Source organism: Frankia canadensis (genome assembly GCF_900197875.1).
GTDB classification, from domain to species: domain Bacteria; phylum Actinomycetota; class Actinomycetes; order Frankiales; family Frankiaceae; genus Frankia; species Frankia canadensis.
On sequence record NZ_FZMO01000029.1, the window covers coordinates 1 to 19,967 of the forward strand.

17 protein-coding genes are annotated in these 19,967 nt (G+C 70.9%); 6 read left to right on the forward strand and 11 right to left on the reverse strand.

Annotation, left to right across the window (positions count from 1 at the left end):
* Positions 1–86: 86 nt before the first annotated feature.
* The 5 genes from C1A33_RS34000 to C1A33_RS03940 form a co-directional block, all read right to left on the reverse strand.
* A complete protein-coding gene (locus C1A33_RS34000; protein ID WP_133150556.1) occupies positions 87–668 on the reverse strand; it encodes a peptidoglycan-binding domain-containing protein in 582 nt (193 codons plus the stop codon).
* 185 nt (positions 669–853) lie between these two features.
* Entirely contained in the window at positions 854–1,312 is a 459-nt protein-coding gene (locus C1A33_RS34560; RefSeq protein WP_165818217.1) for a toll/interleukin-1 receptor domain-containing protein, read from the reverse strand.
* 64 nt (positions 1,313–1,376) lie between these two features.
* Positions 1,377–3,662 (reverse strand): 3'-5' exonuclease, encoded by a 2,286-nt coding sequence (locus tag C1A33_RS03930; RefSeq protein ID WP_101830161.1) that lies wholly within the window; start codon positions 3,660–3,662, stop codon positions 1,377–1,379.
* Between the two features lie 162 nt (positions 3,663–3,824).
* On the reverse strand, positions 3,825–5,039 hold the full coding sequence (locus C1A33_RS03935; RefSeq protein WP_133150557.1) for a competence protein CoiA family protein: 1,215 nt from the start codon (positions 5,037–5,039) through the stop codon (positions 3,825–3,827).
* A 205-nt stretch (positions 5,040–5,244) separates the two neighbouring features.
* Complete coding sequence (locus C1A33_RS03940; protein ID WP_243407157.1) at positions 5,245–5,874, reverse strand: TetR/AcrR family transcriptional regulator; 630 nt, start codon at positions 5,872–5,874, stop codon at positions 5,245–5,247.
* A 144-nt stretch (positions 5,875–6,018) separates the two neighbouring features.
* Here C1A33_RS03940 and C1A33_RS03945 point away from each other — a divergent pair, with 144 nt between their 5' ends.
* Entirely contained in the window at positions 6,019–6,771 is a 753-nt protein-coding gene (locus tag C1A33_RS03945) for an SDR family NAD(P)-dependent oxidoreductase (RefSeq protein WP_101830164.1), read from the forward strand.
* A gap of 17 nt (positions 6,772–6,788) precedes the next feature.
* On the opposite strand, the gene C1A33_RS03950 is transcribed toward C1A33_RS03945, so the two are convergent.
* Positions 6,789–7,001 carry a nuclear transport factor 2-like protein gene (locus C1A33_RS03950; protein WP_101830165.1) on the reverse strand — a complete coding sequence of 71 codons (213 nt, stop codon included), beginning with the start codon at positions 6,999–7,001 and terminating at the stop codon, positions 6,789–6,791.
* On the opposite strand from C1A33_RS03950, the gene C1A33_RS03955 reads away from it, so the two are divergent.
* Positions 6,996–7,229, forward strand: coding sequence for an SbtR family transcriptional regulator (locus C1A33_RS03955; protein ID WP_101830166.1), 234 nt, complete (start codon positions 6,996–6,998; stop codon positions 7,227–7,229). The genes C1A33_RS03950 and C1A33_RS03955 overlap by 6 nt on opposite strands.
* Before the next feature lie 113 nt (positions 7,230–7,342).
* Here C1A33_RS03955 and C1A33_RS03960 read toward each other — a convergent pair whose 3' ends face one another.
* Positions 7,343–8,461, reverse strand: coding sequence for an aldo/keto reductase (locus C1A33_RS03960; protein WP_101830167.1), 1,119 nt, complete (start codon positions 8,459–8,461; stop codon positions 7,343–7,345).
* A gap of 49 nt (positions 8,462–8,510) precedes the next feature.
* Here C1A33_RS03960 and C1A33_RS03965 point away from each other — a divergent pair, with 49 nt between their 5' ends.
* Positions 8,511–9,521: an AraC family transcriptional regulator gene (locus C1A33_RS03965; protein WP_207770147.1), complete on the forward strand. Its 1,011-nt coding sequence runs from the start codon at positions 8,511–8,513 to the stop codon at positions 9,519–9,521.
* Between the two features lie 106 nt (positions 9,522–9,627).
* Here the strand turns inward: C1A33_RS03965 and C1A33_RS03970 are convergent, their stop codons facing one another.
* From C1A33_RS03970 to efeO, 4 genes are all read right to left on the reverse strand, one after another.
* Complete coding sequence (locus tag C1A33_RS03970) at positions 9,628–11,013, reverse strand: NAD(P)/FAD-dependent oxidoreductase (protein WP_101830168.1); 1,386 nt, start codon at positions 11,011–11,013, stop codon at positions 9,628–9,630.
* Positions 11,013–12,206, reverse strand: coding sequence for a ferredoxin (locus tag C1A33_RS35565; protein WP_207770148.1), 1,194 nt, complete (start codon positions 12,204–12,206; stop codon positions 11,013–11,015). The genes C1A33_RS03970 and C1A33_RS35565 overlap by 1 nt, the downstream gene beginning before the upstream one ends.
* On the reverse strand, positions 12,187–12,843 hold the full coding sequence (locus tag C1A33_RS03980) for a ferric reductase-like transmembrane domain-containing protein (protein ID WP_101830169.1): 657 nt from the start codon (positions 12,841–12,843) through the stop codon (positions 12,187–12,189). The genes C1A33_RS35565 and C1A33_RS03980 overlap by 20 nt, the downstream gene beginning before the upstream one ends.
* Before the next feature lie 584 nt (positions 12,844–13,427).
* Entirely contained in the window at positions 13,428–14,705 is a 1,278-nt protein-coding gene (gene efeO, locus C1A33_RS03985) for an iron uptake system protein EfeO (RefSeq protein WP_101830170.1), read from the reverse strand.
* Between the two features lie 396 nt (positions 14,706–15,101).
* Here efeO and C1A33_RS03990 point away from each other — a divergent pair, with 396 nt between their 5' ends.
* From C1A33_RS03990 to C1A33_RS04000, 3 genes are all read left to right on the forward strand, one after another.
* Positions 15,102–16,349 carry a cytochrome P450 gene (locus C1A33_RS03990; protein ID WP_101830175.1) on the forward strand — a complete coding sequence of 416 codons (1,248 nt, stop codon included), beginning with the start codon at positions 15,102–15,104 and terminating at the stop codon, positions 16,347–16,349.
* A gap of 92 nt (positions 16,350–16,441) precedes the next feature.
* Complete coding sequence (locus tag C1A33_RS03995; protein ID WP_101830171.1) at positions 16,442–18,019, forward strand: N,N-dimethylformamidase beta subunit family domain-containing protein; 1,578 nt, start codon at positions 16,442–16,444, stop codon at positions 18,017–18,019.
* Positions 18,020–18,379: 360 nt separating this feature from the next.
* A complete protein-coding gene (locus C1A33_RS04000; RefSeq protein ID WP_207770149.1) occupies positions 18,380–19,816 on the forward strand; it encodes an ATP-binding protein in 1,437 nt (478 codons plus the stop codon).
* The last annotated feature ends 151 nt before the right edge of the window (positions 19,817–19,967 follow it).

Below are 19,967 nucleotides of genomic sequence, written 5' to 3' on the forward strand. Positions count from 1 at the left end.
GCCTAAAACAACATCAAAACCGGGGGTGCTGGAGCGCGCACCCGTGAATGGACACGGGTCACGCCATGCGCTCCTTGGTGGAAAGGTCAGGAGAGCAGGACGTCGCAGAAGACGCCGGTGAATCTTCCATAAACTCCGGGGAGTTCGCCGGCGGCGGCGCAGATGAACGTCTTTCCGGCTTCGCCCTTCGCGCCGAGGCCGAGTCCGGGAACGGCCGCACCGGAATCGCAACCCCAGCCAAGGGCGGTGTTACAGGGTAGGCCGCTGCCGTGCTTGGCGGTGGCGCCGCGAACGAACCAGTCCTTCAACGCCGCGCGCGACCGGTCACCGAACCGGCCATCCGGGATCACGCTCGGCACATAGCGGCGCTGGAAGGCCTGCACCAGCGTGAGGGTCGTCTGCCCGTAGACCCCGTCGATGGGGGCCAGCGACACCTTGGTGCCCACCGCCCAGTTCATCCACGTCTGGAGGCTGATGATGCAGGACCCGACCGTGCCCACATACATCAGGCCGCACTCACTCATCTCCAGGGTGATGTGCGTCCGTGCCGGCGACGTGACCGTCGTCGCGTGAGCTGGGGACGCGGCGGTGGCAACACCGCCCACGGCCAGTGCGGCGGCTATCCCGACCGCGGCAAGACGACGTCCGACAATACGAGTGAACCTCATGCGCGCCACCCCGATTGCTTCGCAAATCCGATGGAATCCATGCGAACAGCCGTCACCCGACCTGCCAGCGACTGACGTGCCGCGAGGAAACCCCCCGATGATCGGTTCCCGACGATCAGCCCGGAGCTTACTCGATCTACGACGACCCCGAGGGTGATTGGACCGACCGACGCGTCCATCCACGGCTACGGACTGACAAGCTGGCGGACCGGTGTCAGGACGGGGTGTAGAGGTCGGCGGGGGATGCCGCCGAGCAGACCGTCGGGATCGCAGTCGTCCACGCGTACGGGCAGCACCTGGCGGGCCGCGCCATCGGGGTCCTTGCGCCAGGCGGCCAGCCACGTCGCCTGCGAGGTGCCCGCGGTCTGCGCCAGGAGAGTGCGGGACAGCACGACGAGCACGCGGCGCGACCGGCGCAGCCCCTCGTCGACCCGTCGGGCGATGTTGTCGCCGCCGACGGAGTCCCACAGCTCCAGGAATGTGGTGAACGGCTCCGGGCTCAGGCTGTCGGATCCGGCGGCGGGTGCGCGTTGCGCCGCCTCCAGGGTCCAGGCGATCCACGCGGCCCAGACGCGGTCCGTCGCGTTGTCCGCGCCGCAGACAAAGAAGTCGCGATGACCTGATGTTCCCCCACGATCCCCCACAGTGGGCAGCCTGCCACAATCCGGCGCTGATCCTGCCGGCTGGGTTGTCGGCGGGGTGACCGGCTTATGCCGGGCGTGCGTCGTTCGGGTTCGGGCGGACGCCGGCCCACAGGGTGTCGCGGGCGCGGGTGATGGCGACGAAGAGCTGGCGGCGTTCGAGGCGGAGGCGTTCGCGGTATCCGTCGTCCGACTCCGACGGCTGCCGGGGCGGCGGGAAAAGGTTTCGGTCGGGCAGCGCGACGTGGGTGAAGTCGAGGCTCTTCGACCGGTGATAGGTGCCGACCTTGACGGACGGGTTGCCGCCTCCCTCATAGCACTCGAGCGAGACCGCCGGGATCCTGTTCCGGAGGAGAACACGCAACCAGGTCGCGGCCTCGGCATTCGTCGGGGCGAGGACGGCCATGTCTCCGAAGCGGGCGTCCCGTTCGGTGTGCAGGCGGGTCAGGTGCGCGCACAGCGCCGCCTCCTGCGCCGCCCTGTCCGCCACGGCGGCCTCGTGGACCTCGCCGCCGTGCTGGACCACCTCGACCTCGCGACGGCCGCGTTCCTGCACACCGTCGAGATCGTCGAAACTGTCGTCGCCGACGACCGCCTGGGCGTAGCGCACGATGTTCTCGCGGTTGCGGTAGTTGCGCGTGAGCACCGTGGACCGCCCGACGACGGAGATGCCCGCCTCGGCGAGGGTGAAGCCGCCGGGGTAGATCGTCTGCTGGCCGTCGCCGACGAGGAGCAGACCGCCGGGCCGGTCGCCGACGCACGCGTGCAGCAACTGGACGGCGACGCAGCCCAGGTCCTGCACCTCGTCGACGATCACCGCGTCGTACCGGCGCCTGCCCCCCGCATCCGACTGCGCGCGGACGTGATCGCGGGCCAGGCGCAGCAGGTCCCCGCCGTCGAGGACACGGCGCTCCTCCCGGAGCTTCTCGTACCGCTCGAACAGCGCCCACACCGCGCGCCGGTGGACGGGCTGCAGCGGCGTGCTGCGCCCCACCCGGGACAGCCGCGCGTACTGCTCGGCGTCGGTCAGGCCACGGGACTTGATGACGACGAAGACCTCCTCCTTCCAATAGTCGAGGGGAAGGCCGAGACGAGCGAGTTCGGAATGCTGCCCGACCTGGGCCCACGCGCGCCAGAAGCAGGTCCCGGCCGCCTTCTCGTCGTACGGTCGGGTCTCGCCGCTCTCCTCCAGGCAACGCTTCGCGACGGTGTGCACGTTCATGAACTCGATCCGGTCGACGTGCTCCGGAGCCATCCTGGCCATCAGTGCGCGATACACCGGCCCGAGTGATTTCACCAGCGTGGTGAACAGCACCCGCTCTCCGCGTGCGGCGAGATATTTGGCCCGGTGCAGCGCGACGACCGTCTTGCCGGTGCCGGCCGCACCGCGGATGCGCGCCGGACCCGAATAGGTGCGGCTGGTCAGGCGGGCCTGCGTGGGATGCAGCCAGGTCATCCAGCCCTCGATGGGCTCCCGGCCCGCCGCGTCCAGCAGCTCCTGCCACAGCTCGTCCCGGCTGAACAGCTCCTCCTGCTCGGCCTGCGTGGCGGCGGGCAGCGGACGCGGTGCGGACGCGGCTGGCCTGCCAGCACCAGCACCGGCACCGTTCACCGGGCGGCGTCCCCGCCGCGGTGTGGAGGCAGCCGGCCGTGCCGGCGTCGGCGTTGCCGGGAGGGAGAGGGGCGGGGGGTCGTCCCGTGGCATGGGCGGGCAGCCCTGATCAAGCTCTTCCTTGACCCTTTCTACGAGCTCGGGGGACAGCCGGGCGCCACGGCGTGCGAGGTCGCGGGCGAGGTCCTGCTCGCCCAGGAGGACGATGCGGCCGAGCTGGTGGCGGATGTTGCGCCGCCCCGCCAACACGAGCATCGCCACGACCTCGGTCGGCGGCAGTCCCGCCGCGATCAGCACATCCTCGACCGCGACCGTCTGGTCGGTGAGTTTCACCAGGTGGTCGGAGGCGTCCGCGTCCCCGCGCAGCAGCCGGCCATCCTCGACGGTCGCCTCGCGCCAGTTCTTCACGTCGATGACGAAGACGCCGCCGTGGCCCACGAGGATCACGTCGATGTTGGCCCTGCGCGTCCCGGGCCATCGCCTGTCCGGCAGGACATGCCAGCGGGCGTCGTCCATGCCGACGAGGACCTGCACGACGTCCTGCTCGCCGCGGGCCCCCGCCGCCCAGTTCTCCTGCTGCCGGCGCAGTACGGACAGGACCTGCTCGTAATGGGTGATCTGGCGCTGGACCCCGTCGATGTCCAGGCCGAGCTGGACCGCCCGGCCGAGCGCCGACGGCGGCCGGCTGAGGTCGGGCGTGGCGTCGCGAGGAGTGGCTGTCGGCGATCCGTTCGCGGGCACGTCACAGCCTCCTCACCCTGGGTCAGGAGCAAGTATGCAGCAAAAGGATGCCTTTAGCTAAGATTTGCTTCCTTTGGGCTTGGGTAGCGCTACCGCTATCTTTCGAATGGACGTTCGGAAAGCCGTCGGCGGGCCGGGGGACTCGCGGCCGGTCGCGGCGGCTCAGGCGGTAGAAGGAGATCCGCTCACGTACCAACGCTCAGCGCAGACCTTGTGGCAGGCACGACCGTGATCATCGAGGAGGTTGGTGTCGCCGTCGCCGTAGATACACGGCGCGGAGATCTCGGACCAGTGTGAGTCGTCGCTCCAGTCGAGGACCACCGATGTCACCGGTAGTACGGCGAGCGCGCCGGAATGGTCCCGGTCGCAACGCGCGTGGGAACCCGCGCCGCGTAGCCGGCCGGGTCTCGGGGGCGCCGCTCTCTCGGCGGCGATGACCTGCAGGTACACCTGTGCATCGTTCGCCGGTACCCAGTAGTGATGCCGGCCGCGGAAACGTACCGAGAGGAGCTTCCTTTCCGGTACGAGTTCGGCCAGCCGGTCGACGGTGAGGCCGCCGAACACCGGCTCCGCCGAGTACTTCGGATGCGTACCGCGGCAATGGCGCAGATGCCCTGCCGGGCAGGTACCGAAGTGCTCCAGGGTGCACGGCCGCGGGCGGATACGGCCGACGCCGCTGGCGACTGTCCAGCTGCCACGTTTGTGGACGACGCTCCAGGGCAGCTGGTTGGTGCCCAGGGAAGGCACGGCGGCGGACCAGGCCGGCGGCCGGTCATTGCCGTGGAGCCACATGGTCTGCACCCCGGCGGCCCGCGTCCGGGAATCACGGCGGGCGGCCGTCTCCTTGGTGAGCCGGCTTCGCTGGACCTCGGCGCCGACGGGCACGAGGCCACCGGTGATCAGGACATCGGGGCGGCTGCTCCGAAGCCGTCCCTCCTGCACGGCTTCGTAACCGGCGTCTTCCGCACTGCGCTGCAGATAGTCCTGCTGACGTTTGTGCTCGTCACTGACGCCAGTCCCGGCCCGGTGCGTGACGCCGCTGTCGTAGTGGCAGGCCACGCGGGTCCTGCCACGAAGCTGAAAATAGACAGGGGCGTCGGGAGCGGAACAGTCGGCGAGGGCGCACACGAATCGCCCTCGATCTTTCCCTGTGAGCCGCCCCCGCCACTGGTCGAAGATGGTGGACTCGTTCGGGCCGCCGAGATCGGGTTCCCCGAAGTCAAGGATGGCCCCGGACTCGACATGCCTCACCAGGGCTACCACGCGCCGTGCTGCTTTCGTCCGAGTGCGGGGGCCGTGATGGCCAGTATCGCTTTCCGCGCCCAGCCGCCCCCTGGCGTCATCGAAGAATCCTCCTCGGGTCGACCTCCCGAGCATACGCGTACAGCGATCGCAGGTATCCCTGAAGGAGCGGCAATGTCCTGCCTACGACCTCGATACCCGTCCTGATGAGCGGAGAAGAAGGATGATCTTCCGGCCGAGGAATTGCGACGCCAGTCGACGGCGGGCAGGGTAGTCGTGTCGCTGCCCAAACGTGTCGACGACGCTCGACGCCTGCTCCCTCCACGGCCCCGTCTGGATGTCAGCGGCTGCGGCTGGCACCGAGCTGGCTGGCACCGAGCCGGCTGGTGCGCAGATGGTCGAGGGCGGAGTCGAGTGCCGCCTCCAGATGGCGGGTGCTGCCGGTGGACATCTGGATGACGACGCCGCCCTGAATGCCGGCGAGGATGGCGGCGGCCACCGTGTCGGCGTCGAGGCGAGGGTCGATCTCGCCCGCGTCGTGCAGGTGGCGTACCCCGGTGGCGATCTCGGCCTGCCAATGCTGCATCAGCTCGGTGACGACGGCCTGCGAACCGGGGGAGGTCGCGCCGAGATGCGCGGTCAGGACGTGCAGCGGGCAGCGCCGGCCCTGGCGGCGGTAGCGCTCGACGACCGTGTCCCGCCAGGCTGTCCAGCCGTCCCACGTGGTGAGGTTGCCGAGCTGAGGCTGCTGGTCACGCAGCACCGTCTCGGCCTCGAAGCGGGCCACCGCGAGCAGCAGCTCCTCGCGGCCGCCGGGAAAGTAGTGGAACAACTGGCTCTTGCTCGTCCGGGTGTGGGCCCGGATGTCGTCCAGCGTCGCGGCGGCGACGCCGAGATCGCGGATCACCGCGGACGCGCCCTCGACGATGCGCGCCCGCGTGGCGGCGCCCTTCGGTGTCAGCCCGGTCACCAGCGCCTCCGCCTCACCTGTGCCTCGCGAGTGCCGAGCCCTCCCAGGCGCCCTGCGTCCCGCCGTTCTGGACTTGCAAGTCCAATTTTATCTCGGCAGGGTGGCGACCGCATCGCCCCGCCACACCGACAGGAAGGCCCGATCGTGAGCACCGATCTGCGCGGACGCACGGCTCTCGTCACCGGATCCACCGACGGCATCGGCGTCGCCATCGCCCGCGGTCTCGCCGCTGCGGGCGCGCGTCTCGTTGTCAGCGGGCGGAACGCGCAGCGCGGCGAGAAGGTCGCCGCCGCCATCGCCGAGTCCGGCGGCGCCGCCGAGTTCGTCCGTGCCGACCTGGCCGACAGCGCGGATGTGCGACGCCTCGCCGCCGAGGCGCAGCGCATCGCCGGGGGGCCGCTCGACATCCTGGTGAACAACGCGGCCATGCTGCTCGATCCGACCCCGACCGCCGAGGTCGCCGAGGAGACGATCGACCGCGCGCTGGCCGTCAACGTCAGGGCGGTGTTCCTGCTGACCGGGCTGCTCGCCCCGCCGATGGCGGACCGCGGCCGGGGCGCGATCGTCAACCTCGGTTCGATCAGCGGCCTGTTCGGCTCCAGCGGCTCCGCCCTCTACAGCACCACCAAAGCCGCGATCCACTCACTGACGAAGTCCTGGGCGGCCGAGTACGGCCCCTCGGGCGTCCGGGTGAACGCGGTGGCGCCGGGGCCGACCACCACCGAGAAGGTCCAGGCCATGGCCGACTACCTCGCGCCGCTCATCGCCGGCCTGCCGTCCCGTCGCCCCAGCACCCCCGAGGAGGTCGCGGCCGCCGTGCTCTTCCTCGCGGGTGACGCCGCGTCCAACATCCATGGCGCCATCCTGTCCGTAGACGGCGGCCGGGCGGCCATCTGACCAATCGCCGGGTGAGGTCACCGGGTCGCTGCGCGGGCCTCCGGTGGGCCGAACGGGCGGGCGAAGCCGGCGTGGTCGCCGTAGTCCCGGGACTCGATGATCTGCCCGTCCCGCACGCGGACGACGAAAATGTTCGGCACCTCGAACGCGGCGCCGTCGTTGCTGCGGGTGGCGGCGTAGGCGAACTCGACGACCACGACCACGACCTCGGGGTCGGTGGTGCGGTGCACGACCGTGTTCGTCGGTTCGAAGCTGTCGACGCCGCCGAGCTGGTCCGTGGCGGCGAAGTGCTCGCGCAGCCGCGCCGGGGTGAGGCCGGCGAGATCCGCCGCGACGTGACGGTTGACGAGGTCTACCTGCTGATCCGCGGCCTGGCCCAGGTCACCGCCACCACCCCCACCCCGCCGCCGGTGCTCGCCCGCGCCGTCGACGTCATCCTCGCCGGCCTATCCACCTGACGGCCCCGCCCACCGCCACAATCGCGAAAAAGCGTGTTACCGCGGGAACGTTTCGCCGGCTCCGGAGCCAGGAGTGGCCGCGCCAGTGCCGCGAGTCCGGCCTGGCCGGCGGATCAGTAACGGACGGGGCTCTGGCGGAGTGGGGGGTAGACGGTGGAGGGTTCGCCGTCGACGGTGGTGCCGGCGAACTGGAGCATCGCGCGCAACTCGCCGTGCATCGGGGCCGGGTAGTCGAGCGTCGGGGCCGAGATGTCGTCGAGGTTGCGCAGGTGGGCGGGGGAGAGGGTGACGTCCACGGCGGCGAGGTTGGCGGTGAGCTGGTCTGCGCGGCGGGCGCCGACGATCGGCACGACGGTGCCGGGGCGGGAGCGCAGCCAGGCGAGCGACACCGCCGCGGGGGTGGTGCCGAGGTCGTCGGCGATCGCGGTGACGGCGTCGATGACCACGAAGTCCGCCTCGCTCGGGCCGCCGACATGCGTGGACCGGGCCGAGTCGGTGACCTCGGCGCCACGGCGGTACTTGCCGGACAGGAAGCCGTTGCGCAGCGGGCTCCACGGGACGAGCGCCATGCCCTGGTCGTCGGCGAGGCCCGCGAGTTCGCCCTCGACGGTCCGCGCGAGCAGCGAGTACTCGACCTGCAGCGCGATGAGCGGCGTCCAGCCGCGCAGCAACGCCGTCGTCTGCGCCTGGGCGGTGAACCAGGCGGGGGTGTTGGAGAAGCCGAGGTAGCGGACGCGGCCGGTGCGGACGAGGTCGTCGAGGGTGCGCAGGGTCTCCTCGACGGGGGTGTTGCGGTCCCAGTTGTGCAGCCAGTACAGGTCGAGGTAGTCGGTGCGCAGCCGGCGCAGGGTCTCGTCGAGCTGGGCGAGGATCGCGCCGCGGCCGGCGCCGCCGCCGTTCGGGTCGCCGGGGTACATGTTCGTGAAGAACTTCGACGCCAGGACGACATGCTGACGCCGCCCCGGACGCCTGGCGAGGTAGTCGCCGAGGATCGCCTCGGAATGGCCGTTGGTGTAGAAGTTCGCGGTGTCGAGGAAGTTCCCGCCGCGGTCGAGGTAGGCGTCGAGGATCCGGTGCGACTCCTCGACGTCGCAGCCGGCGCCGCCGGGATCCTCCCCGAACGTCATCGCGCCAAGGGCGAACGGGCTCACCCGCAGCCCCGAGCGACCGAGGGTGACGTAGTGGTCCAGAGCGGCGGGACGGTCCGGCGTGGCGGAGTGATCGAGTGGCATGCGTTCATGTAAACGCGGGCGGAGGGCCTCGGGGTAGGCGAATCCGCGCGTGGTCTTGCCTGATCCTACTGAGATCGAGCGGATCGGACCGGCATCGCTCGGCCTGGCGTGGTTGGCTGAGGACGTGCTGAACGCCCCGGAGCTGCTGGCCGAGATCCGCGCGATCGTCGCCGCACGGGCCCGGCCGGACCTGCGCACGGAGATCGACGGGCTGCTGCTGTCGCGGGTCGAGACGGCGGAACCCGACTACTCGCTGACCGAGCCGCTGTTCGTCGTCCTGGCCCAGGGCGGCAAGAGGCTGCTGCTGGGCGAGCACACCTACGAGTACCGAGCGGGGCAGTGTCTCGTCGTGGCCGCCGATCTTCCGGTCACCGGCCACTTCCTCGGCGCGAGCCCGACGAGCCCGGCGCTGGGCGTGGGGCTGGCGCTGCGGCCCGCCGTCCTCGCGCCGCTGCTGCTGGAGATCCCGCCCGTCGTGCGAGGCGCCGGCGCCGCCGAAGCGCGGCAGCACGCGATCGCCACGGGCGACGCCGGGCCGCAGTTGTTGGACGCGGTGGCGCGGCTGCTGCGGTTGCTCGATCGTCCCACCGACCGCGCTGTGCTCGCGCCGCTCGTCGAGCGGGAGATCCTCTGGCGGCTGCTCACCGGCCCGCACGGTGCCATGGTTCGGCAGATCGGCCTGGCCGACAGCGGCCTGTCCCACGTCCGGCGTGCCATTCATTGGATTCGCGACAACTACGCCGAGCCGATGCGGATCGAGGACGTCGCCCGGTTGGCCGCGATGAGCCCGTCGGCGTTCCACCGACACTTCCGCGCGGTCACCGCGATGAGCCCGCTGCAGTTCCAGAAGAGGATCCGGCTCCAGGAGGCCCGAGTGCTGCTGGTCGGTGGCGCGGGCGACGTCGCGGGCGTCGGTCATCTGGTCGGATATGACAGTCCGTCGCAGTTCAACCGCGAGTACCGCCGCCAGTTCGGCGTCCCACCCGGCCAGGACGCCATCCGGCTGCGCGCCGCCGCGACGACGGCCGACGCCGGACGCCCCGAGCGCCGCCTGCCCTGAGGCGGGTCGTGCGGCAGGCGAGGTTCCTGGACGACGGGCCGCCTGGAGGGTCGCGACCCGCCGTCCAGGAACCTCGCGGGAGGAGGCTCCCCGAGGTGTCCCGGTCTCAGACGGCGGCGGCCAGCGAGCGCGGTGCCATCGCCGCTGACCCCCCGCCGGCCCCGGCGCCGAGGGCGGGCCCCGGCTCCAGCGGCCAGCCCATCAGGTCGGCGTATTCCAGCAGCCGGGAGCTCGCGTTGCACGACACCGCCCCGATGACCTTGCCCGCCCGGGTGTAGCAGGCGATGAACTCCAGGTCCCGGGGGGAGCCCTCGGCGAGCCGGCAGGCGTCGGCGAGGCCCGGACGGCCCACGCCGGACAGCTGCACGCCGAACTGCTCGGTCCAGAACCGGGGCAGCGGCATGAACGGCGGCGCCTGCTCCGGGCCGAGCAGCAGCGAGTCGGCGGCCGCCTGGCCGTGCTCCGACGCCGTGATCCAGTGCTCGACGCGCCGGGGCGTCTCGTCGATGCGCAGGTTCGGCCAGCGTGCGACGTCGCCCGCGGCCACCACCGACGGCACCACCAGGGGCACGCCGCCCTCCGGCGCGGCGGTGACGGCGTGGCAGGCCGCGGTGGTCAGCACGCCGTCGCTGATGTCCAGGCCGGATCCTTGCAGCCAGCGGGTCGTCGGCAGCCCGCCGACGGCGACCACGGCGGCATCGGCGTCGACCCGGCTGCCGTCGTCCAGCCAGATCCGCACGCCGCTGGACGGCCGGTTGCGGTCCTTCGGCGAGTCGGCGGTGGCCCAGCGGACCGGGTTGCGGCCCAGCAGCAGGTTGACGTGGTTCTGCCGGTGCACCCGGGTCATCACCCCACCGACCTTGGCGCCGATCGCCGAGCCCATCAGCGCGTCACCGCGGCCGATGACGGACACTTCCATGCCGCGCTTGCGCAGGCTGGACGCCACCTCGCAGCCGATGAAGCCGGTGCCGACGATCGCGACGTGGCGCACGTTGTCCGCGAGCCGCCGCACGAGGCCGCGGCCGTCGGACAGGTCGCGCAGCGCCCAGACGTTCTCCGACCAGATCGGCGCGCCCTTGAGGTGACGGGACTCGACACCGGTGGCGATCACCACGCCGTCGTACTCGAGTTCCTCGCCGCGAGGCAGGATCACCCGGTTGCGGGCGACGTCGAGGCCGACCGCGCGGGTGCCGAGGCGCCACATCGCGTCCAGGTCGCGGTACACCGGCAGGCGCAGGTCGTTGAGCCGCCCGACCTGGGCGATCATCGCTTTTGACAGCGGCGTGCGGTTGTACGGTTTGTGCGGCTCCTCGCCGACGAACACGATCGGTCCGTCGAAGCCGCGCTCTCGCAGGCGCTCGGCGGCGCGTAGCCCCGCGATGCCGGCGCCGACGATCACGACCCGGCGCGACGGCGGCTTGTACTCGAGACGGGTCTGCCCGACCCGCACCAGTGCCTGGGCGATGTCCGGACTGCGTCGACGGGAGTTCATCAGGGCTCGGTCCTCAGGGCGATGGCCTGCATCGGGCACAACCGCGCCGCCTGGCGGACGCTCGGCATCTGCTCCGAGGGCGGGGCGGCGTCGTAGTAGAGGCGGCCGTCCTGGGCGACCAGGAAGCTGGCCGGCGCCTCCATCTGACAGATGGCGTACAGGTGGCACTTGTTGTTGTCGACGCTCACCACGGAGCGTCCCGCCCTCCGGGGGGTACGGCCCTGCCGGCGGCGCACGCTGGGCTGGAAGGACGGCCCGGGCTCCGCGCGGCGGATCGGCGTGTATCCGTATCCGCCGAGGTCGGCGAGCGGGGCGACGTCGAGGGGCCCGGTCGGCGGGGACACGGGCAGGGGCACGGGCACGGGCAGCGGACCACTGGCATCGATGACCGGATGCGAACCGCTGGTCGCGGGCCCGAGCGGCTCGATCGCGGCGACCTGCGCGCCGGCGGGCGCGACCTCGCCGGCAGCCGCGATCGGCCCGGTGTTCACGATGGGACCGGTGCCTGCGACGGGCCCGGTGTTCACGATGGTCCCGGTGTTCACGATGGTCCCGGTGTCCGTCACGACGGGAGCGACGGTCCAGGTGTTCTGGCCCGTGGACGGTGGATACGTGGCGAACGGCCCCGTGTTGACCGTGCCGGCTGAGTCCCACCTGGCCGAGTCCCACCTGGCCGAGTCCCACCTGGCCGAGTCCGACCTGGCTGATTCGAAGCTGCCGGTGTCGAAGCTGCCCAGGTCGAAGGAGCCGGTGTCGAGAGGGCTCGGCGTCGCGGGGCCCGCGGCCAGGGGGTCGGCGCCAAGCGGGTGGGCGCCAAGCGGGTGGGCGCCAAGCGGGTCGGCGCCAAGCGGGTCGGCGCCGGGAGGCGTGGCGCCGCGAGGGCCGGTTCCGCCGGCGGGAGCGGCCATGCCGCCGGGGCTGATCCGCAGGGGGGCCGCGGAGCCGGCCGGGCGGTCGTTCCCGCGGCGCGGCTCGCTGGGCGGCGGGAACGGCGGCGGTGGGTTTCTCACCAGCTGGGCGCCACCGGCCTGGCCGGCGGAGTTCGTCCACCCGGCCAGGCCCGAGTACACCGCCAGGTACGGGTCGTCCGCTGCCCGCTCTGGCAGCCGCTGAGCCGGCGGCGCCCAGCCGGCCGGGCGGAATCCGTCGGGCCTGGCGCCCGGAAAACCATCGTCACCGACGATAGATCCCATTCTCGAATTCCTCCACAACGTCGAACCACTGGTCGGGCTGGTCCTGCTTCATCGCAGGCGAGAGAACCCGCATCACGGTGAGTACGAGGGCCACGAACAGGACGGCCGCCATCGCCGCCCAGATGACGCCGAAGTGCTGCTCTCGCGATGCCACCGCGCTGTGTACCGCGATCAGGACGAATCCCGGGTAGCTGAGCCAGTGGAGCCAGCGCCACCGGCGGTAGTTCATGCGGTGCTGGAACCAGATGGAGATCGTGACCACCACCACGACCTCCAGCCCGAGTATGCCGGCCGAGATCGAGGACGCGGCTCCACCGAGCCAGGGCAGCAGTATCTTGCTCTGGGTGTAGTACACGTCGTGGCGGAAGTACTGCACCTGGGCGTGCATGACCGCGAATCCGAGTGCCAGCACCGTCAGCATGAGGTGGCCGCCGTAGAGGGTCTGACGGCGAATCTGCCGGTCGGCCATGCGGGTGGCCAGCAGAATACCCCAGATGACGGTGGCCGCCATCAGGAAAAAAGCGGTGTAGCCAAGAATGCCGGCGATATGGGTAAGGGTCGAGTCGGACGTGACCCCAGGGCGGATCTTCGGTTTTGCAACTACGGTCAATGCAGTACTCAGCGACGTGCTCGCCAAGGTAACCCTCCGGGATCATCCCCCCCGGTAGCACCTCGGGACAAACGGTAGCAGAGGGGTCTGATACGCACCAGACCGGATACCACCCCGAGCCCGTCTCCGGCGTCGACCGTCACCGTCCCGACAGGCGGGGCCGGGTAGCAGTTTTCCGAGGGTTGTGACTCGGGGCGTGACCTGGTCGTCCGTGGGCGGAACGCGAAGGTCGCGGGTCGGCGACAGGGCGTCGATGCCGGTTCCCGCAGGTGAGCCTTCACCCGAACGTGCCATCCTGCCCAACTTCATGCGTACTGGGCCTACCTCCCCGTCGAGAGCGCCCCCGGGTCCGCCCCGCCGATCGGCCCCGCAACCGCGGGAACGGCGCATCCTCGCTGTCGCGATTCTGCGCCGGCCCCGCCGTATGCCGATGTGGGCTTATTGTTGGCCGGGTGGGTTCACTGCGGGATTCCGGTCGGCGCCGGGGTGGGCGGGGCAGGCGGGTGGTGCGCCGGGCAGTCCGGGAACCGAACCATCAGGATGCTGAAGATTTCCCTAAGAAGTCTGAAGATCTCCCTGAATGATGGACTGGCCGCAGGGAAGCCGCGTGGTCAGACGACGAGTGCGGGAACCTTCGAGAGCGCGTCGTCGAGTCGCGTCGCGGTGGCGATGAGCGCCTTGCGATCGGGATCCGCGACGGTGGAGTAGTCGACGTAGCGATCGCCGGTGCGCAGCGTGGCGAGTTTGCCGGTGATGCCGGTCAGTTCGGTCTGCACCTGCTCCGCGAGCCCGTTGTCGGCCTGCTCGACGGTCGGCCGCAACAGGGTGAAGATCTGGTTGGCGGACTCGACCTTTCCGGCGACATCCCACAGGCCGGTATGGGAGTAGTGGTCCTCCAGGGCCGGCAGGTGGACCTCGAGCGTCTCGTCGATCGACGCGGCCGCGCCGTTCGCCAGCTCGACCGGGGTGAACGAGTGCGACCCGAGCAGGTCGCGGAACGCGGCGATGTCGGTGTCCAGCCGGGTGGCCAGCGGCGCCGCGCCGGTCAGCGACCGATCACCCCAGAGCATCTTCTCCAGCCGGTGGAAGCCGGTCCATTCGGTCTGGTCGCCGTCGCCCTCCTGCGCGGCCGTCTCCCGCGCGTCGATGGCCATGTCCAGCTTGCCGTCGTCCACGTGGTCGCCGACGAACTCGATGTTCTCGTAGATGAGGTGCGCCGGGCCGTAGGCGTTCATCGCGGCGGTCATGTCGCCCGCGCGGATCGCGTCGGTGAAGACCTTGGTCTTAGTGACGAGCTGGCCGGCCTGCCCCACGGCGTAGGTGTGGTAGGAGGTCGCGATCGCCTGCTGCGCCGCGCTCAGCGTCGGGGCGGCGGCGGAGCCGGTGACCGCGAGCGGGCCTGCCTCGTTCTTCGCACCCTCGCAGCCGAGGCTGTAGGAACCAGCGGCCAGTCGGACCGAGAAGGTGCGCGTCGACCCGGGCATGAGGTTCTCCCGGGAGGCGAGGATGTCGTCGTCGCCGGCCCGGGACAGCTCGATCTCGCTGACGTCGTCCGCGTCGACGTTGCGGACCGTGAAGGAGACCGGCCCGGCCGGGACGCTCGCGGGGCTGGCGGAACAGCCGTCGGCCGTGACGGAGACGGCGACCGCGACGGCGGCGCTCCCGGACCTGGGCGCGGCGCCGCTCGCCCCCGCGGCCTGGCCGTCGCCGGAGCCGCTGGAGCCGCCGCCGCAGCCGGCGGTGACGGTGCTGACGGCGAGGGCCGCCAGCGCGGCGAGGGTGACGGCCGGACCGCGCCGGCGACGGCCGCCGAATCGGCGACCGGGAGCGTCCGAGCTGCTCCCCGGGTGCGGCGACGTGATGGGACCAGCAGGAGTGGCGGTATCCATGGGTGCTCCACAAAGGATGTTCGGCCCCCCCAAGGGCACTGCAACGCTGTCGCTCCCAGGACGGTATGTCCAGATATATGCCGCCTTGACATGCTTCGGTGTGTCGCATGGAATCGCCAGCTCGGACGTCGCTTCCGGTGAGCCGGATCACGGTTCGCCGCGCTCATCCTGGTGAGAACGCCCGGGGGGCGCGGGACGGCCGGCCGTATTTCCCGTGGCCGATTCGATGCGGCTGGCATCAACCTGCACGGGCGTCAACCTGCACGAACGTTCTTTCGGTCGGCGACTGCTTGACGGTGGCGAATCCGGCACCCTAGGATTTCCCTGCCGGAACTGCTTTGTATCGTCTCGCGGAACGCGCCCCCGTTTGTGAACGCAAAGGAGTGGACGGTCATCGTGGCTACCTCCGTTGATGAGGTTCCGGAGCGGCTTCGAGTCGACTTCGACGTGTTCTCTCCGGCGCTCACCGAGCCGGTCGACCATTTCCAGGATGATGTCGCGGCGCTGGCCGCGCGGGGGCCGGTGCTCTTCTCCACCGCCCACGGTGGGCACTGGGTGGTCACCGGCTATCAGGAGATCTTCGATGTGCTGCGCGATCCGGATCTCTTCTCCAGCTGGCCGAACTCGCTGGTCCCCAACGGCGTCGCCCGCACGCTCCCGCTCGAGGTCGACCCGCCGGACCACGCGGTGTTCCGGCACCTGCTGCAGCCGCTGTTCAGCCCGACCCGGATGGCCACGCTCGAGCCGCGCATCCGGGCGATCGCGGGCGAGCTCATCGACGGGTTCGCCCCGCACGGGCGGGCGGAGTTCATCACCGCCTTCGCGCACGAGCTGCCGGCCCGGGTGTTCCTGGCGCTGATGGGCTGGCCGCTGAGCGACGCACCGCTGTTCAGTGAGTGCACCGACATCGCGGTCCGCGGGATTCCCGGGGCGAGCGCCGAGGAGAACGAGGCGGCCCGCGCGCGGGCGGCCCAGCGCATGTTCGCCTATTTCGGCCAGGTGATCGCCGACCGGCGCGCGGGCATCGGCGCCGACGAGGACGACGTCACCCGGCAGATCATCGACGCCGAGGTGGAGCTCGCAGGTCAACGGCGCCGGCTCACCGACGACGAACTCGTCAACCTCTTCTTCCTGCTGCTCATCGCCGGGCTGCACACCGTGCAGGGAACTCTCGCCTGGAGTGTGCAGTACCTGTCGCGCCATCCCGACCAGCGCCGGCGCCTGCTGGACGATCCCGCGCTGATTCCCGCCGCCGTCGAGGAGCTGCTGCGCATCGAGGCCGCGGTGTCCCCCGGTCGCCGGGTCACCCGTGACACCGAGTTCGGCGGGGTCACCCTGAAGGAGGGCGACCGGGTGCTGCTGGTGCTGGCCAGCGGCAACCGGGACGAGCGCGAGTTCGACGCCCCGGCGCGGCTGCGTATCGACCGGGCGCCGAACCGGCATCTGTCGTTCGGCGTCGGCCCGCACCGCTGCATCGGCTCCCACCTCGCCCGCGTCGAGCTGCGTATCGCGCTGGAGGAGATCCACCGCCGCCTGCCCGACTACGAGCTGGACCCGGAGCACCCCCCGGTGTCCAGCCCGAGCCAGGTCCGCGCCGTCCACGAACTCCCGATCGTCTTCACCGCCTCCGTTCCGGTGGGCTGACCGCGCATCGGACAAGTCCCCGCGGTCCCGTCGACAGCGGGCGGATCGGATCTGCTGGCGGGGGAGCTGGCGCCCCTCTGCGAGGATGAGGTGTGTCCCGGTGTCGGCCCCTGCGCGTGGCGACGTGCCTGTGCCTGCTCGCCTGTCTCTCGTTGCTCGTCGGCTGCTCCGCCGGCGGAACCCGCCGGGCCGGCGGGCCCGGCGGGTCCGGCAGTGCCACCAGCGGGCCCGGAGGGCGCCGGGCCGCCGCGGCCGGGCTGGACGTGCGGGTGGAGAACGGGCGGCCGGGAGCCGAATGCGGGCTGAGCCAGCTCGGCGCGCAGCACGCGGTCGAGGGCTTCGCCGACCGGGTCAGCATTCGGCCGGGCGAACCGGTGCGGCTTTTCGTGTCGACGACGGCGCCGTCGCTGACGGTCTCGGTGTTCCGTACCGGCTGGTACGGCGGGCGGACCTGCCGGCTCATCGCGACGACCGGCCCGCTGCCCGGCGCCGCGCAGGCCCAGCCCGGTCACGCGCCCGGGACGAACACGATCTCCGCGGCCGACTGGCGGCCCACCGCCAGCTTCGCCACCGCCTCCTGGCCGCCCGGCGACTACCTGTTCCGCCTCGACGCGTCCACCGGCGACCACCGGTACATCCCGCTCACAGTCCGCGGGCCAGGCGCGGCCGGACGGGTCGTCATCCTCAACGCCGTCACCACCTGGCAGGCCTACAACGCCTGGGGCGGCTACAGCCTCTACCACGGGCCGCGCGGATTCGCCGACCGGGCCCGGGTCGTCTCGTTCGACCGGCCCTACGACTACGGCGACGGCGCCGCCGACTTCACCGGCAACGAGCAGCCCCTCGTCGCCCTCGCCGAGCGGCTGAACCTGCCGGTCGACTACGAGACCGACGTTGACCTGCACGCCGACCCGCATCTGCTCGACGGCGCCCGCGCCGTCATCTCCCTCGGCCACGACGAGTACTACTCCCCGGCGATGCGCACCGCGCTGACCGCAGCCCGCGACCGCGGCACCAACCTCGCGTTCCTCGGCGCGAACGCCGTCTACCGGCGCATCCGGCTCGACCCGTCGCCGCTCGGCGCCGACCGGCTGGAAACGGCCTACAAGGTCGCCCAGGAGGATCCCGTCTACGGCCGTGACGACGCGCGGATCACCGCGAACTGGCCGTCGCCGCCGCGGGCGAACCCGGAGAGCTCCCTGACCGGCGGCATGTACCAGTGCAATCCCGTCCACGGCGACATGGTGATCTCCCGCCCGCAGTCCTGGCTGCTCGCCGGCACCGGGCTCGCCGCCGGTGCCCGGCTGCCCGGCCTGATCGGCTCCGAGTACGACCGGGTCGACGACGCCTACCCGACGCCGCACCCCATCGAGGTGATCGCCCATTCGCCCATCACCTGCCGCGGCGCCCCCGACCACTCCGACGTCTCGTACTACTCGGCGCCGTCCGGCGCGGGCGTGTTCGACAGCGGCACCAGCGCCTGGGCGTGCGCGCTCGCCGACGTCTGCGGCCCCGGCGCCCACGGCCCCGCCATCCAGCAGCCCATCACCCGGATCACCACCACCCTGCTGACCGCCTTCGCCGCCGGCCCCGCCGGCCGGACGCACCCGGCCGTCGACGCCGTCCCCGCCGACGACCGGGCCGTCGCCGCGCCCGGCGAGAACAACTGAGCCACCCCGGTGAGGGCGACCACCCATGTAGGTCGCGGGACCCCGCGCGAACGCCCCGCCTGCTCGTCCCTGCCGCCCAGTCGAGCGTCGCCGTCGCGCCCTCTCCCTGAGCCGCGATCGTGTCCACCCGTTGGCCGCCGCGGTACCTCGCCGGTGGACGCGCACCGATCCCTCGTCGGTCGGCGCATCGCTACTAGAAAGATCCTTCTTGCTAGAATTGGTCCCCTGACCTGGGAATATGCTTGCCTCGGCGGTCTACTTGAAACCTACATGAAAGCCCCTGCCGCCTCGCGGGCGCGCCCCAGCGTGCTCGCCGACCCGTCCGACCCGACCGGCCGAACCGACCTGAAGGATCTTAGAGTGGTCCGCGTGACCGCAAACCGCGTCGACGCGGCGCTTGCGGCCCCGATCGATGAGGTCGGAGCGCTGCTGCTCGCCACGCCCGAAGATCAGTGGTTCGATCGGAAAAGCTCCCGGATCGCACCCAAAGACCTCGCAGTTCCGCTCGTCGCGTTTGCGAACGCCGAGGGGGGCACCATCGTTGTCGGGCTACACGGCGGTAAGGTGGAGGGGTTGCGGGACGCGGCGAAGAAGCTCAACGACTTCCGTCAGGCACCGATCGACTTCACCAGCCCCCCAGTCCGTGCCAGATTCAGTCAGATCAATTGCCGGAACGATGGCGGCCATCTGGACGTCCTTCTCGTCGTGCGGGTCGACCCAAGCGAGCGCGTGCACGAACTGGTGAACGGGGAGTGTTATCTCCGGATTGGCGACGAGTCCCAGAAGCTCGGATTCCAGGCTCGCCAGGAGCTGGAGTTCGACAAGGGACAGGCTCAGTACGATGGCATGCCTGCACCCGGCGTGGCGGTGAATGATCTTGATGGCGCGCAGCTCCAGGTCTATCGAGAGAAGACCGGCGCCACGCGAACGTTCGAACGGCTGCTGGAGGCCCGCAGTCTTCTTGCGCGGGACGGGCGGGTCACGAATGCGGGCTACCTGCTGTTCGGTGCGCACCCACAGGACATATTCCCTCAGGCGTACATCCGGATACTTCGCTTTTTCACCGTTGAGCGTGGGACAGGCTCGCGTCTCGGGCTGGACGACAGCTCGGACATACGGGTCGAAGGTTCGATACCTCAGTCGATCCAGCGTGCCAGCGACATCATCGAGGAGTTTGTCCCCAGGCGGCGTGTGCTGGGCGACGAGGGGACCTTCGTCGGCCGAGCGATCGTTCCGCGCGATGCCTGGCTGGAAGGCCTCGTGAACGCGGTGATCCACCGGTCGTACAGTCTGGGGGGTGATCACATCCGTGTCGAGATCTATCCGAACAGGATCGAGATCGAAAGCCCCGGCAGGTTCCCCGGACTGGCTGACCCGTCGCGCCCGCTCGACATCAGCCGTTTTGCTCGAAACCCTCGTATCGCGCGCGTGTGTGCCGATCTTAGGATTGCACAGGAGCTGGGCGAGGGAATCAAGAGAATGTTCGAGGAGATGCGGCGGGTGGGGCTCACTGATCCGCTTTACAAGCAGAGTGCTGGAAGCGTGCGACTCGTGCTCGCCGCGCTTCCTCGCCTTGATCCCAGGCTGATCTCCCGCTTGCCGACGAGAAGTCAGGACGTGCTCGACCTGCTGCGGGCGAGCGAGACGCCGCTCGGAACTGGCGAGGTCGCCGAGCGTCTCATCATGAGCAGGCCGGCCGTGGCGTCCCGACTGCGGGCATTGGAGAAGGAGGGTCTGGTCCGCTGGTCGGGAAAGTCGAACAAGGATCCCCGCGCCGTGTGGTTGCTGCGGGAGTAGGCCACGTGGACAGGCGGATCGCTGCCCGGTGCGGGTGCGCGGGTGCGTCCGGCGGCAGATGCTGGCCGCGGGGGAGGCACCGAGGGGCGGGGGGACGTGATGCCCGGCGGCCGGGATGTGGGCGACAGCGGACGTGAGCCCGATCGAGGCG

Coding starts and splice junctions, on each gene's coding strand:
- C1A33_RS34000 (WP_133150556.1), bottom strand. CDS start 668: ATGAGGTTCACTCGTATTGTCGGACGTCGTCTTGCCGCGGTCGGGATA.
- C1A33_RS03935 (WP_133150557.1), bottom strand. CDS start 5,039: ATGCTCGGGAGGTCGACCCGAGGAGGATTCTTCGATGACGCCAGGGGG.
- C1A33_RS03960 (WP_101830167.1), bottom strand. CDS start 8,461: ATGCCACTCGATCACTCCGCCACGCCGGACCGTCCCGCCGCTCTGGAC.
- C1A33_RS03970 (WP_101830168.1), bottom strand. CDS start 11,013: ATGAACTCCCGTCGACGCAGTCCGGACATCGCCCAGGCACTGGTGCGG.
- C1A33_RS35565 (WP_207770148.1), bottom strand. CDS start 12,206: ATGGGATCTATCGTCGGTGACGATGGTTTTCCGGGCGCCAGGCCCGAC.
- efeO (WP_101830170.1), bottom strand. CDS start 14,705: ATGGATACCGCCACTCCTGCTGGTCCCATCACGTCGCCGCACCCGGGG.